Source organism: Novosphingobium sediminis, from assembly GCF_007991615.1.
GTDB lineage: Bacteria > Pseudomonadota > Alphaproteobacteria > Sphingomonadales > Sphingomonadaceae > Novosphingobium > Novosphingobium sediminis.
Genome location: NZ_BJYR01000021.1, coordinates 81,214 through 95,247, shown reverse-complemented (window position 1 = coordinate 95,247; position 14,034 = coordinate 81,214). Strand labels below are relative to the sequence as shown.

The window sequence follows — 14,034 nt, the reverse complement described above, 5'->3', positions numbered from 1 at the left end:
ACTTCCAAAGGTCACGGCGGGCAGGTACACTCGCGGGGATGGATCATATCACCTCCGTGCTCGACGAGCTTTCGCGCATCTACAACGCCTCGGTCGCCCGGCTTCGCGCGGATGTCATGGCCTTTGCCGCCAAGGGTACGCTGCCGCCGGAGGAGCGCCGGCATGATGGCAGCTACTGCTACCCGGAGCTGCGCATCCACTTCGGCGGGGAGCCGAGCATCGAGCCGACCGGTCACTCGTTCGGGCGGCTCACGCAGAAGGGCACCTACACCTGCACGGTGACGCGCCCGACGCTGTTTGCCGACTATCTGGCCGAGCAGTTGGCGATCATCCTGCAGGGCTTCGATGTCACGGTGGAAGCCGCCGTCTCGCGGCAGGAAATCCCGTTTGCCTATGTGCTCGATGGCAGCCTTGGCGCGCAGATGGGAAGCATCGGGCCGCAGGAGCTGGCGCGGCATTTCCCGAACGCCGACCTCGCCCATATCGGAGACGAGATCGCGGACGGCGAGTACAACGTTGGCGATGGGCCGCTGCCGCTCTCGCTGTTCGATGGCCTGCGCACCGATTTCAGCCTCGCCCGCCTGACGCATTATACCGGCACCCCGGCCGAGGACTTCCAGCGCTACATCCTGTTCACCAACTACCACCGCTATGTGGACGAGTTCGTGGACTGGGCGGGCAAGCAGCTTGGCACCGGCGAGTATACCGCGCTCTCCGGCGCGGGCGGGCTGCATCTGACCGAGCAGACCGACAACGCCCGCGCCCGCATGTCTGATACGGCGTGGCGACGGCACCAGATGCCCGCCTACCACCTCGTCGCGCCGGACCGCTCGGGCATCACGCTGGTCAACATCGGCGTCGGCCCATCGAACGCCAAGACGATCTGCGACCACCTTGCGGTGCTGCGCCCGGAGGCGTGGCTGATGATCGGCCACTGCGGCGGCCTGCGCCCCACCCAGAAGATCGGCGACTACGTGCTCGCCCATGCCTACTTGCGCGACGACCACGTGCTCGATCCGGTGCTGCCGCCGGAAATCCCCATCCCCGCCATCGCCGAAGTGCAGGTCGCGCTGGCCCGGGCGGCGGAAATCGTCAGCGGTGCGGGCGGTTCGGACCTCAAGCGGCGGATGCGCACCGGCACCGTCGTCACCACCGATGATCGCAACTGGGAGCTGCGCTATTCGCACTCCGCCCGCCGCCTGAGCCTGAGCCGCGCGGTTGGCATCGACATGGAGTCCGCGACCATCGCCGCGCAGGGCTACCGCTTCCGCGTGCCCTACGGGACGCTGCTGTGCGTTTCGGACAAGCCGCTCCACGGCGAACTGAAGCTGCCGGGGCAGGCCAACCGGTTCTATGAAGAGGCGATCTCCAGCCACCTCGCCATCGGCACGACCGCTTGCGCACTGCTGCGGGCCGAAGGCGCTCGCCTCCACAGCCGCAAGCTGCGCGCGTTTAACGAGCCGCCTTTCCGTTAAGCGGCCAAGTTGACACGGTTGACACAGTCCTGAGAGCAAACTGCCAGTCCCCGGCTTGGCCATCTTTCCTGCTGATTTAACAGCATAATATCCCGAAACGGCGCACGGGTTTCCGAAGCCGGCGGGACGCAGTCTGTTGGACAATTCTGGCGGGCGCATGAGATGGCCTCCGGCGGGGATGGTGGGCGAGCGTAGCGGCATGGCCGGGCCACGGTGCAAAGATCTGAGCCCGCCAATGCCTCATGAAGCGACCTGTAGGAAAATGATTTCCGCTGGGCCTATCCGGCAGGCCTTTACAAGCCTCCGGCCAGTGATAGCCTCCCCCCTCGGAGGCGGCGCATGAGCACCACGGGGGAATTTGAGCGACGCGGCCATAGCCGCTGGGTGCGATTGACTCACTGGATGATCGCGCTGGCGGTTCTGGTGCTGCTCTATTCGGGCGTAGCGATCCTGATGGTCCACCCGCGCTTCTATTGGGGGCAGGCCGGCAACGATCTGATGCGTCCGCTGTTCGAAGTGCCGCTCGGCCCCAACTACCACACCCAGCAATTCTCTGCGCAGACGCCGTTCCTCACCGGGCCCGGCGGCGCCGCGACGGCGGACCGGCTGGCAGAACCGTGGAACCAGAATGGCTGGGCGCGCAGCCTGCATTTCCTAGGTGCGTGGGCGTTTCTGTTTGGCCTCGCCGCCTATCTCACGCTGGGCACGCTGACCGGCCATGCGCGGCAGCGGCTACTGCCCCGGCGCGGCGAACTGACCGGGAGCGCATTGGGGCAAGACATCAAGGCGCACCTCACGCTGCCCATGCCCGCACCGCCGCCGGGCGCGCCCTATGGCCTGCTCCAGAAGCTCACCTATGCGCTGATCGTGTTCATTGCGCTGCCGCTTATGGTGCTGACCGGCGTCACCATGTCACCCGCGATTGCCGCGAACTGGCCGGTGCTCCTCGACATCTTCGGCGGCACGCAATCGGCGCGGACGCTGCATTTCTTTTCCTTCAGCGTCATCGCCATGTTCCTGCTGGTCCACCTCATGATGATCGCCCTGACCGGCCCGGTGCGGCACCTGCGCGCCATGATTGTGGGAGCCTGACATGGCGAATGACCGCTTCCTGCTCTCGCGCCGCGGCCTGATCGGCGGCCTCACTTCCAGCAGCGCGCTGTTGCTGACGGGCTGCGGCGAGAGCCAGCCGCCGACCTATGGCAACCTGCTGCGGATGGGCGACAACTTCACGTATGCGATGCAGCGCAGCCTGCTTTCCCCCACCTCGCTGGTGCGCGAATATGATCGCAGCGAGGTCACTTCGATGCCGGCCACCGGCACGTACGATCCGGCAATCGCCAGCACCGGCGCGCATGATCCCGAAGCCGGGCGCGATTATGCGGTGCTGCGCAAGGGCGCGTTTGCTGATTGGCGGCTCGAGGTGACGGGTCTCGTTGACCGGCCCACCAGTTTCTCACTGGCCGACATCAAGCGCCTGCCGCGCAGGACGCAGATCACCAAGCACCAATGCGAGGAAGGCTGGTCCGCCATTGCCGAGTGGACCGGTGTGCCGCTGCACAGCTTGCTCACGGCCTGCGGGATGCAGCCTTCGGCGCGCTATGTCGAATTCTACACCTACGACAAGAATGCCGACAACATCGACATGATCGACGCGCTCCATCCGCAGACGATCCTTGCCTATGGCATGAACGGGCAAGACCTGCCCATCGGCCACGGCGCGCCGCTGCGGCTGCGGCTCGAGCGGCAGATCGGCTACAAGAGCCTGAAGTTCCTGCGCCGCATCGTGGTGAGCGACCGGTTTCAGGACCTCGGCAACATCAGCGGCGGCTGGGCCTGGTACAACGGGATCTAGCGCCTGTCAGCGCTTCCCGGCGGCAGCCTTCTTCAGCAGCGGCACCGGATCGACCGCCACGACGCCCGGCGTGGCGGAAGCGAAATGCCGCAGCCAGTAGCCGTGACCTGCGCCGAAGAGGACGAGCACGCGGTCTCCCGGCTTGGCGACGGACAGCAGCTTGCCCCAGATCTTGGCATTGCGCAGATACCACATGGCATTGAGATCGGCGCCGGCCTGATTGTCGTGATCGCCGATGCGCAGCCAAGCGTAGTAATCGTCCATCCGCGTGTAACTTGGATCGGTGTTCACGCGCAGCAGCAGCTGAGCGACGCTGGCGGTTTTCTGATCGACTTCAAACTTCGCCAGTTGTTTCCGGAGCGCGGCCTGGGGTTCGTCGATCAGCGCCTGCTGGCCGAACTTCTGCGCGGCGGCCTGCATCTTGTCGTAGGGGAAGTAATCAGGCTCGCCCTCGCCGGGCTGCTCATCAATGCCGCTGACCATCGGCAGCTTGGCGAGATGGGCGACGCGATAGGCGATCTGGGTGATCTCGTTGGCTTCGGTGAGGAGCTTGGCGGGGGTGAAGGCGGCATAATCGGCCACCGCCAGATCGGGCGCGCTGCTCTCCCGCTCGACCATGACGCGCGTGGGCCGGAACGTGAGCAAGGCCTGCGCGACGGCTTCCAGCTGGCGCTGCTTCTCCGGCGTGAGCACGCTGTCGATCTTGACGTTATTCACGTCGAGGCCGGGATTGCCGAAATGATAGGCGCCAAGGACCATGACCTCGACCGGTGGCTCGGCGGCAAGGGCGGGCGTGGTGAGCGCAAATGAAGCGAGCAGGGCAAGCACGGTCTTGAGCATGGGGTGATTCTCCTCCCCAACGGTCTGGACGAGAATACCCCCTCCGTCAGCCCTGTGGGCTGCCACCTCCCCATTTGTGCGTGCCGCAAAAATGGGGAGGATCGAAGGCCTTACCAGCCGCAGTTCTGGCCCTTGTTCTGCTGCTCGAGCCACTTCTGGAGCGGCGCGAAGTAGCGGATCATCGCCTTGCCGCTGATCTCGCGGGTGCCGGTGAAGGCTTCCAGCGCATCGGGCCAGGGCTTGCTGGCGCCCATCGTGAGCATGGCATTGAGCTTCGCGCCGACGGCCTTGTTGCCATAGAAGCTGCAGCGGTGGAGCGGGCCCTGCCAGCCGGCTTCCTTGCAGGCTGCTTCATAGAACTGGAACTGCAGCACGCGCGCGAGGAAGTAGCGCGTGTAGGGCACGACCGCCGGGATATGGAACTTGGCGCCGGGATCGAAGGCATCAGCCGGGCGCTCGGCCGGCGGGACGAGGCCCTGATACTTGAGGCGGACCTGATTCCACGCGGCTTCGTAGCTGTCGGACTTGATCGAACCATCGAACACGCCCCAGCGCCAGCGATCGACCAGCAGAGTCCACGGCATCGCCGCCACCTTGTCTAGCGCCTGACGCAGGAGGAGGCCGGTGTCCTTGTCGGCACTGGGCACCTTGTCGCGGCTGAGGAGGCCGATCTGGACGAGGTATTCCGGCGTGATCGACAGCGCCATGGTATCGCCGATCGCCTCGTGGAAGCCGTCGTTCGCGCCTTCCATGTAGTAGCGAGAGGGCTGCTGGTTGTAGGCGCGCTGGTAGTAGTTGTGGCCGAGTTCGTGGTGGATCGTCACGAAATCATCGGCGTTGACCTTGGTGCACATCTTGATGCGCAGGTCGTCCTTGTTGTCGATATCCCACGCGGAAGCATGGCACACCACTTCGCGGTCGCGCGGCTTGGTGATCTGCGAGCGGGCCCAGAAGGTTTCGGGCAGCGGGGCGAAGCCGAGCGAGGAGTAGAAGCCCTCACCCGTCTTGACCATCTTCACGGGATCATAGCCCTTGGCATTGAGCAGATCGCCGATGTCGTAGCCGATATCGCCCGCGCCCTTGGGGGCGACGACATCGTAGATGTTGCCCCACGATTGGCCCCACATGTTGCCAAGGAGATCGGCGCGGATCGGGCCGGTCTTCTTCTGGACAGCGTCGCCATACTTCTCGTTGAGCTTGGCGCGGGTGTAGCAGTGGAGCTGGACGTAGAGCGGGCGGACGTCGTTCCAGATCTTCTCGGTGAGCGCGGCGAAGGCGGCCGGGTCCATGTCGTAATTCGAACGCCACAGCGCGCCGGTATCGGCAAAACCGAGTTCGCGCGCGCCGGCGTTCGAAAGCTCGACCATCTTGGCGTAGTCGTCCTTCATCGGCTTGCCGACATTGTCGTGCCACGAGAGCCACATTTCCTTGAGCTGGTCGGGATTGCGGTTGGTGCCCATCGCCGCTTCGATATCGCTGCCGTTGACGGGCTGACCGTTGAGCGTGCCGTGGCCTTTGCCGTAAAGGCCCTGAATGCGGGCCTGACGGGTGCCGAAATCTTCCGCCGCGCCGGGGGTGGTCGGCACCGGGCTGGTGATCTGGGTGCGCATCATGACGAGCTTGCGCTGGTCTTCGGCGGTAAGGCCGGGCACCTTGGCCATGCGCGCGGCTTCGGCGGCGGTCTTGACCATCAGCGTGTTGGATTCGGCGTTGGAAGCCGCAACGAGCGCTTCGGTATCGTCGGTGATGTTGGTTTCGTAGACCCACTGGGTGCGGCCGGCGCGGACGGTCTCATCGAAGTAGGCCTGATCGGCGGCCTTGATCCATGCTTCGGCAGTGGCGGCGTCGGGGGCCTGCTGGGCGATGGCGGGCGCGGCGACGAGGGCGGCCGCGATGGCGGCGAGGGAAACGAGGCTTTTCATGGGAACGGCTCTCCGGACGGTTCGGGTGGGCCGCATCTGCGGGCAGCCCTTGGCGCGCACCGTTAGCCCCCCGGAAATCTCCGTCAAGTGGTCAGGAATGAAACCAGTTCGACGCCCATCGCGGGTTCGGTCACGCAGCTCATGTGGGTGCCGGGGATAGTCGCGCGGCGGGCATTGGGGAGCACTTCGGCAAGGCGGTCGGCGCTGCCGTTGTCGTTGTCCTGATCGCCGCAGAGGACGAGCGTGGGCATGGTGATCGCGGCGAGCGCGGCCGGATCGGTATCGTCCATCGTCCCGAGCAGAAGGCGCGCGGCTTGCGGATCGGTGCCCATGGTCTTCAGGAACTGCTGCGCCGGATAGCCACGTTCGCCCGGGCGGATCGTGCCGAACTTGTCGAGCACTTCGCTGAAGAAAGCCTGCCGCCGCAGCCAGCCGGCGAGGCCTTCGAGCCCCATGCCGGCGAGTACCAGCCGCCGGGGGGAGAGACCGGCGATGACGGCACGGACGCTGGTGCGCGAGCCGAGCGAGAAGCCGACAAGATCGTAGTCCGTAAGGCCGAGATGCGCGACGAGGGCTTCAAGATCGCGCACGAGGACATCGGGCGGATAGGCGGCGGGATCGTGCGGGGCGGCGCTGGCACCGTGCGCACGCAGGTCCGGCATCAGGCACTCGATCCCCGCAGCGGCGAGCTGCGCCGCGGTGCCGAACTTTACCCAGTTGACATGCGCCGAGGAAAACAGGCCGTGGAGCAGGATGACGGGGCGCCCTTCACCCATGCGGTGGAGCACGAGGGGCGCGCCGTCGAAGCCGGGGTAGGTCTCGCTCCCATTCTCGCTCATTGCGTGAGGAGCCGGATGCCGGAGATCATCAGGACGGCGGCCAGCGCGGGGCGCAGCACGTGATCGGGGGAGCGGGAGGACAGCATGCTCCCTATTACCGCACCGGGGAGCGAGCCGACAAGCAGGCTGGCAAGCAGGCCCATGTCGACATCGCCGATCACCCAGTGACCGAAACCGGCGACGAGCGTGAGCGGCACGGCATGCGCAATATCGGTGCCGACGATCTTCGCCACACGCAGCGCAGGGTAGAGCATGAGCAGGACGGTGACGCCGATGGCCCCCGCCCCGACCGAGGTGATCGTGACCGCAACCCCCAGCAGCGCGCCGAGCATCACCGTGGGGATCAGGGCCTGCCGGTCGTCAAGCCGCTCATGCTGCTTGGCCATGACGGCGAGCTGCTTCTGGAACAGCGTGGCGACCGAGGTGACGATCAGCATGGCGCCAAGGCACAGCAGGACGATGTGGCTTGATGCCTTGCTCAGCTTGCCGAAGTCCGAGATCAGGAACAGCGTGATCGCAGCCGCAGGGACGCTGCCCATCGCGAGGCGGCGCATGATGTGCCAGTCCACCGTCTCGCGCTTGCCGTGGATGGCGGACCCGGCGATCTTGGTGACGGAGGCGAAGAGCAGGTCGGTGCCGACAGCGGTGCCGGGCGCGACTCCGAACATCAGCACGAGGATCGGCGTCATCAGAGATCCGCCGCCGACGCCGGTCAGACCGACGAGAAAGCCCACGAGCAGGCCGGCGACGCCGTGCAGCAGATCGAAATGGGCCAACATGGCAATCCCCCGGCAGGTCCCGTGGTCGGGTCCCTTTCGTGCCGGGAGGATTAGAACCGCAGCGGCGCGGCGGCAATCCAAGAATCTCTATCGCAGAGGTTGGAAATGCTTTGCGCCGAAGTGGGGGGACCCTTGCCGAGGGGTGGGTTACCCCTCCCCAACCCCTCCCCGCACGGGGAGGGGCTTTTGTGCCAGCCTCCCCGTGCGGGGAGGGGCTTTACAGAAAGGCTCAGCCCTTCTTGAGGTGGCGGCGGCCGAGGAGTTCGGCGATCTGCACTGCGTTGAGCGCGGCGCCCTTGCGCAGGTTGTCCGAGACGCACCACAGCGACAGGCCGCTGTCGACGGTCGGGTCTTCACGCACGCGGGAAACGAAGGTCGCGAAATCGCCGACGCATTCGATGGGCGTGACGTAGCCAGCGTCCTCGCGCTTGTCGATCAGCATGACGCCGGGCGCCTCGCGCAGGATGTCCTGCGCTTCCTTGGCCGAGATTTCCTCTTCGAATTCGATGTTGATCGCTTCGGAGTGGCCGACAAACACGGGGACGCGCACGCAAGTGGCCGTCAGCTTGATCTTAGGATCGAGGATCTTCTTGGTCTCGGCGACCATCTTCCATTCTTCCTTGGTCGAACCATCATCAAGGAAGCTGTCGATGTGCGGGATCACGTTGAAGGCGATCTGCTTGGTGAACTTCTTCGGCTCGATCGGATCGCCGACGAAGATCGCGCGGCTCTGCTCGAACAGCTCGTCCATGCCTTCCTTGCCCGCGCCCGAAACCGACTGGTAGGTCGCGACGACGACGCGCTTGATCTTCGCCTTGTCGTGGAGGGGCTTGAGCGCGACGACCATCTGCGCGGTGGAGCAGTTGGGGTTGGCGATGATGTTCTTGGCCTTGTAGCCGTCGACCGCATCCGGGTTCACTTCGGGCACGATCAGCGGCACATCGGGGTCCATGCGGTAGAGCGACGAGTTGTCGATCACGGTGCAGCCGGCTGCCGCTGCGCGGGGCGCGTGGACCTTCGTGGCGGTGCTGCCGATGGCGAACAGCGCGATGTCCCAGCCGGTGAAATCGAAGTTCTCGATGTTCTGGACCTTGATCATCTTGCCCGTCTCACCGAACTCGATCTCGGTGCCCTGCGAACGCGAGGACGCCAGCGCCGCGATCTCGTCCACGGGGAACTCGCGCTCGGCGAGGATGTTGAGCATCTCGCGCCCGACATTGCCGGTCGCGCCTGCGACCACTACCCGGTAACCCATTGTACTCTCCTTGCGGCGGCCTTTGCGGCCCCAGATGACTATTGCCCGCTACCCACGCCGTGACGGTCGAGGAAGCGGAATACGGTTTCGTAGAGATGCTTGCTGACCTTCGGCCCGCCGATGCGGTGGGTGAAGCCGGGGTAGAGCATCATTTCGAAGGGCACGGCCTCGCCCTGCAGCTTGGCGATGAGCGCGGTCGAGTTTTCGAACACCACGTTGTCGTCGGCCATGCCGTGGATGAGCATGAGCGGATCGCTGATCTTCGCGGCATCCTTGAGGGCGCCCGAGGTTTCATAGACCTTCGGCTCCTTGTTCGGATCGCCGAGATAGCGCTCGGTGTAGTGCGTGTCGTAGAGCTCCCAGCGCGTGACGGGGGCAACCGCGACCCCCGCCGCCCACTCGCCCGGATGCTGTTCGAGCATCTTGAGCGTCATGTAGCCGCCGTAGGACCAGCCGAACGTGCTGACGCGCTTCGCATCAACGAAGGGCAGCGACTTGAGGTAGTGCGAACCGGCCAGTTGATCGGCCACTTCGACCGAGCCCATCGCGCGATTGATCGCGCTTTCGAACTTCACGCCGCGATTGTCCGAGCCGCGCCCGTCGATCGCGAAGTAGATATAGCCCTTGCTGGCGATGGCCTGCGCCAGCGCGCCCTGCCAGCCCTTGGCGACGACCTGCGCGTGCGGGCCGCCGTAGTGGTAGGAGAACACCGGGTAGCGCTTGCCGGGCTCGAGCGGCGGGGTGATCATCATCCAGTGGAGCGGGGTGCCGTCTTCCGCCGGGATCGTGCCGAACTGCGCTGCGCGGTGGCTGGCGAGATAGGGCGCATAGGGGTGCATGCCCTCGACGCGGTTTTCCTCGATCCACGCGAGGCGCTTGCCGGTGGCGTCCGCGAGATAGGACTGGGGCGGCTGATTGTCTGCGCTGCGCGTGACGACGAGGGTCTGGCCCTTGCGGTCCATCGCGGCGCTGTTGTGGAAGGCGAGATCGGTCAGCCGGTCGATCTTTTCCGGGTGGTTGAGATCGAAGGCATAGACCTGCGGCGCGAGGACATCATCCTTGGTGCCGATGAAGGTGATGCGGCCGCTCTTCTGATCGACGCCGAGGAGATCGGTGACGACCCATTCACCCTTGGTGAGCTGGGTGAATGCGCCCGCCTTGTAGTGGTAGAGGTGCGCGAAACCATCGCGCTCGGACGTCCAGATCAGGCTGCCATCCGCGAGGAAACGGTAGCCGTCCGAGAGGTTGATCCAGCTGTCCTTGGCGGCTGTCTCGGTGAAGAGGACTTCGGCCTTGCCGGTGGCGGGATCGACCTTGAGCATGTCGAGCCGGCTCTGCGCGCGGTCCTCGCGCTGGACGTAAAGCGCCTTGCCATCGGGCGCCCAATCGACGCGGGCGAGGTAGATGTCCTTGTCACTGCCGAGATCGACCTGCACCCGGCTCTGGCCATCTGCGCCAATCACCCAGAGCGAAACTTCGGCGTTGGGCGTGCCGGCGGCGGGATAGCGCTGCTCGAAAGTCTTGGTGCCATCGGCGCCAATGGCGGCGCGGGTGACCGTGCCGACCTTGGCCTCGTCGAAGCGCTCGACGGCAAGACGCGCGCCATCGGGCGACCACCAGTAGCCCTTGAAGCGGTTCATTTCCTCCTGCGCGACGAACTCGGCCTCGCCCCAGTGGACGGTGGCGGCGGTTTCGTCAGGCGTGACGGCCTTGGGCTCGCTGCTGCCATCGACCGGGCCGACGAAGAGGCGCTGGTCTCGCAGGAACGCGACATGCGCGCCCTTCGGGCTGAGCGAGGGATCAAGCTCGCCGCCCTTGGTGCCGGCGATCTTGCGAACTGAACCATCGAGGCCAGCAAGGATCAGTTCGCCGTCGATGGGGACGAGGACGGCGCTGCTGTCTGCGGTCCATTCGTAGCTGACGATGCCCTTCAGATCGCCGATGCGCTGGCGCTCGCGCTGCATCTTTTCCGCTTCGGAGAGTTCGCGGCCCGAGGAGAGCTTCTTCGAATCGACCAGCATCCGCCATTGGCCGGCCTTCCTGTCGAAGCCCCAGAGATCATACCGCTCGCGGTCGTCCGGGCGGTTGCGGAGCACGGTGACATAGCGGCCATCGGGCGAAAGCTTGACCGCGCGCGGCACCGGCCCCGCCAGGCCGGGGCTCGCGAAGACGCGTTCGAGGGTCAGCGCAGGGGCAGCTTGGGGTGCGGTCACGGCACTATCCTTCGTCTCGGCGGCAAGAACGGGCGCGGCGGCTGCAAGCGCGCTTGCGGCCAGCAGTGAGGTCAGCAGTCGCATGAGAGCGATGGTCCTTGCTGGGAAATCTGGGCGGGAAGGTATGGCAAAACGAAAAGAGGCGCCCCGGCGGTTCTGCCGGGGCGCCTCTTGAAGCACGCTGCGGTGCCCCAGGCGGTGGGCTATGTAGCCCGCCCCGGTCAGCTTTCCGTGCTGGTTTTAATGTTCTTGCGCTCGGCAATACGCGCCGACTTGCCGGTGCGGCCACGCAGGTAATAGAGCTTGGCACGACGCACCACGCCGCGGCGGACCACGGTGATGCTGTCGATGTTGGGCGAGTAGAGCGGGAACACGCGCTCCACGCCTTCGCCGAACGAGATCTTGCGAACGGTGAAGTTCGAGCCGAGGCCACGGTTCGAGCGTGCGATGCACACGCCTTCGTAGGCCTGAACGCGGGTGCGCTCGCCTTCAACGACGCGCACGCCGACGCGCAGCGTATCGCCGGCGCGGAAATCGGGGATGGTCTTCTTCGCCTTGAAATCGGCGATGGCTTCAGCTTCGAGCTGCTGAATGATGTTCATGACTCAATCGTCCTGCACTTCATGCTGCGCGCCAGAGGCAGACTGGACCCGAACGCCGGTGTGGCGCTCCCAAAGGTCCGGCCTGCGTGACCGAGTGTCATCCTCAGAACGGCGTTTCCGCCACTGAGCGATTTTCGCATGATCCCCCGATCGCAGCACTTCAGGGATCGTGCGCCCTTCCCATTCCTGGGGGCGGGTATAGTGCGGATACTCGAGGAGGCCGTTCTCGAACGACTCTTCGGTACCGCTGGAAGCCGCGCCCATTACGCCGGGAAGCAGCCGAATGCAAGCATCGAGGAGCATGAGCGCAGCAGGCTCTCCGCCCGAGAGCACGATATCGCCGACTGAGACTTCCTCGACCGCCCTTCCCTCGAAGATCCGCTCGTCGAAACCCTCGAATCGCCCGCACAGGAGGATGACGCCGGGGCCATCCGCAAGCTCGCGCACGCGGGCCTGAGTGAGGGGCTTTCCGCGCGGGGTGAGCGCGATGACGGGGCGGTCTGCGGCGCCTTCGCGCGCGTGGTCGATGGCCTTGGCGAGCACATCAACGCGCAGCACCATGCCCGCGCCGCCGCCAGCGGGCGTATCATCGACGGTGCGGTGCTTGTCCGCAGCGAAATCGCGGATTTGGACGGTATCCAGCGCCCATTTGCCTTCCGCCATGGCGCGGCCCGCCAGCGAAACGCCGAGTGGGCCGGGGAACATCTCCGGGTAGAGCGTGAGGACGGTGGCTTGGAAGGTCATGGCTTTCGCCAATGGACTGCATCCCCGGTTGGATCAATCCTTCCCCTCGAAGGCGAAGCCCAGCGATTGCAGCGTGATCGGCTTGGTCGGCGCGAGGAGGACTGTGCCCTTGATGGTGCCCTTCTCGCATGTCCACGTGAAGGTGCCGCTCATCGCGCCCTCAGCGGTGATCGGCGCGGCGGTGGCGCAGGTGCCGGATTGGGCTTTGGTTTCGGCGAGGACCTTGGCCCAGTTCACAGCGGTGCGGTCCATCGGGAAATTCATGGCGACGCGGCCTTGGAGGGCGTCGATGGTGCCGGAGGTCCAAACGGTCTGCGCGGCGGTGTAGAACCCGGCGAGGTCCGGCGAGACGGGTTCGGTGCGCTTCACCAGCACACCCTTGGCCGTCAGCAGCGCGGCGATATCCCAAACCGGCTGGCTGGGGCCGGCATAGGTCTTGTTGGTCAGCGCGAAGAGCGCGGCGCCGTACTCGGGGAGGACCAGGACGTGGCTGCCATAGCCCGGGTATCCGCCGCCGTGGGCGAGGACGGTGCCATAATCGCAATCGGTGATGACGCGCCAGCCCATGCCATAGGCGATGGCGCCGGGGCACTGCTTGTCGCCGTCCGTCGCATAGCGGTGGAACACATTGGCGTTGTTGGCCCCGCGCATGATCTGGCGGACTGTGGCGCGCTTGGCGATGCCGACGTCCTCCCCGTCGCGCGGGGGCCAGGCGGACACGATGAAGCCGAGCCACTTGGCGTAGTCTGTCGCGCTGACTTCAAGGCCGCCCATGGCATTGAACGCGCCGTCCTTCATCGTCGGCTCTTCGGCCCAGGCCTCATTTTCCCAGCGGTATCCCACGGCGCGCTTTTCCTTGGGATGCGCGAAGACGTCAAAGCCGCTGGCAGTCATGCCCAGCGGGGTGAGCAGGCGCGTTTCGACGAAGCGGCGGTAGGGTGCCTTGGTGATGTTGGCGATCACGCGGCCGAGGATCGCGTAGCCGAGATTGGCGTATTCATGGCGCATTTCGGGGGCGCGGGTGAACGGTATGCCTGCGCGCAGCATGGCGGTGAAGGCAGTTTGCGAGAGGACCGTCTGCCGATCGCCCCACGGATCGTCCGTCACGAAACCGGCGCTGTGAGTGAGCAGATCGCGGATCGTGATGCGCGGGGAATCGCTGGTGGGATAGGTCCAGCCGCGCATTTCGGGAACATAGCGGTCCGCCGGATCATCAAGCGCAAGGCGGCCCTCGTCGCGCAGCTTGAGGATCGACATGGCGGTGAATGCCTTCGTCATCGAGGCGATGCGGAACAGGGTATCCGGCGTGACGGGGCGCTTTGCCGCGAGGTCCTGCACGCCCTCGCTCTTCACGTAGGCGAGGCGGCCATCCTTCACCACGCCGAAGACCATGCCGGGGATGTGGTTTTCGGACATCCAGCTTTTGAGGATCGTATCGATTTCGGCGTCGAGCGCGGCGGGGTCGGCGGACTGGGCCAGCGCGGGAAGCGGCATTGCAGCGAAGAGCATT

At 65.5% G+C, this 14,034-nt stretch carries 12 protein-coding genes; 3 read left to right on the top strand and 9 right to left on the bottom strand.

What is annotated here, in order from left to right; genetic code table 11:
- The first annotated feature begins 38 nt into the window (after positions 1–38).
- The 3 genes from NSE01_RS16245 (at position 39) to NSE01_RS16235 (ending at position 3,330) form a co-directional block, all read left to right on the top strand.
- On the top strand, positions 39–1,475 hold the full coding sequence (locus NSE01_RS16245; protein ID WP_147160702.1) for an AMP nucleosidase: 1,437 nt from the start codon (positions 39–41) through the stop codon (positions 1,473–1,475).
- A gap of 339 nt (positions 1,476–1,814) precedes the next feature.
- A complete protein-coding gene (locus NSE01_RS16240) occupies positions 1,815–2,567 on the top strand; it encodes a cytochrome b/b6 domain-containing protein (RefSeq protein ID WP_147160701.1) in 753 nt (250 codons plus the stop codon).
- Between the two features lies 1 nt (position 2,568).
- A complete protein-coding gene (locus NSE01_RS16235) occupies positions 2,569–3,330 on the top strand; it encodes a molybdopterin-dependent oxidoreductase (protein WP_218033289.1) in 762 nt (253 codons plus the stop codon).
- A 6-nt stretch (positions 3,331–3,336) separates the two neighbouring features.
- Here the strand turns inward: NSE01_RS16235 and NSE01_RS16230 are convergent, their stop codons facing one another.
- The 9 genes from NSE01_RS16230 to NSE01_RS16190 form a co-directional block, all read right to left on the bottom strand.
- Positions 3,337–4,170, bottom strand: a complete 834-nt coding sequence (locus NSE01_RS16230; RefSeq protein ID WP_147160700.1) for a DUF5694 domain-containing protein — start codon at positions 4,168–4,170, stop codon at positions 3,337–3,339.
- A gap of 110 nt (positions 4,171–4,280) precedes the next feature.
- On the bottom strand, positions 4,281–6,092 hold the full coding sequence (locus NSE01_RS16225) for a M2 family metallopeptidase (RefSeq protein ID WP_147160699.1): 1,812 nt from the start codon (positions 6,090–6,092) through the stop codon (positions 4,281–4,283).
- An 83-nt stretch (positions 6,093–6,175) separates the two neighbouring features.
- Positions 6,176–6,931: an alpha/beta fold hydrolase gene (locus NSE01_RS16220; protein ID WP_147160698.1), complete on the bottom strand. Its 756-nt coding sequence runs from the start codon at positions 6,929–6,931 to the stop codon at positions 6,176–6,178.
- On the bottom strand, positions 6,928–7,710 hold the full coding sequence (locus NSE01_RS16215) for a sulfite exporter TauE/SafE family protein (protein WP_147160697.1): 783 nt from the start codon (positions 7,708–7,710) through the stop codon (positions 6,928–6,930). Before NSE01_RS16215 ends, NSE01_RS16220 begins: the two co-directional genes overlap by 4 nt.
- 229 nt (positions 7,711–7,939) lie before the next feature.
- Complete coding sequence (locus NSE01_RS16210) at positions 7,940–8,965, bottom strand: aspartate-semialdehyde dehydrogenase (protein ID WP_147160696.1); 1,026 nt, start codon at positions 8,963–8,965, stop codon at positions 7,940–7,942.
- 38 nt (positions 8,966–9,003) lie between these two features.
- A complete protein-coding gene (locus NSE01_RS16205; protein ID WP_147160695.1) occupies positions 9,004–11,262 on the bottom strand; it encodes a S9 family peptidase in 2,259 nt (752 codons plus the stop codon).
- Positions 11,263–11,399: 137 nt separating this feature from the next.
- Positions 11,400–11,780 carry a 50S ribosomal protein L19 gene (gene rplS, locus NSE01_RS16200; RefSeq protein ID WP_147160694.1) on the bottom strand — a complete coding sequence of 127 codons (381 nt, stop codon included), beginning with the start codon at positions 11,778–11,780 and terminating at the stop codon, positions 11,400–11,402.
- 3 nt (positions 11,781–11,783) lie between these two features.
- Positions 11,784–12,524, bottom strand: a complete 741-nt coding sequence (gene trmD / locus NSE01_RS16195; RefSeq protein WP_147160693.1) for a tRNA (guanosine(37)-N1)-methyltransferase TrmD — start codon at positions 12,522–12,524, stop codon at positions 11,784–11,786.
- 33 nt (positions 12,525–12,557) lie between these two features.
- A complete protein-coding gene (locus NSE01_RS16190) occupies positions 12,558–14,033 on the bottom strand; it encodes a serine hydrolase domain-containing protein (RefSeq protein ID WP_246135248.1) in 1,476 nt (491 codons plus the stop codon).
- Between the last annotated feature and the right edge of the window lies 1 nt (position 14,034).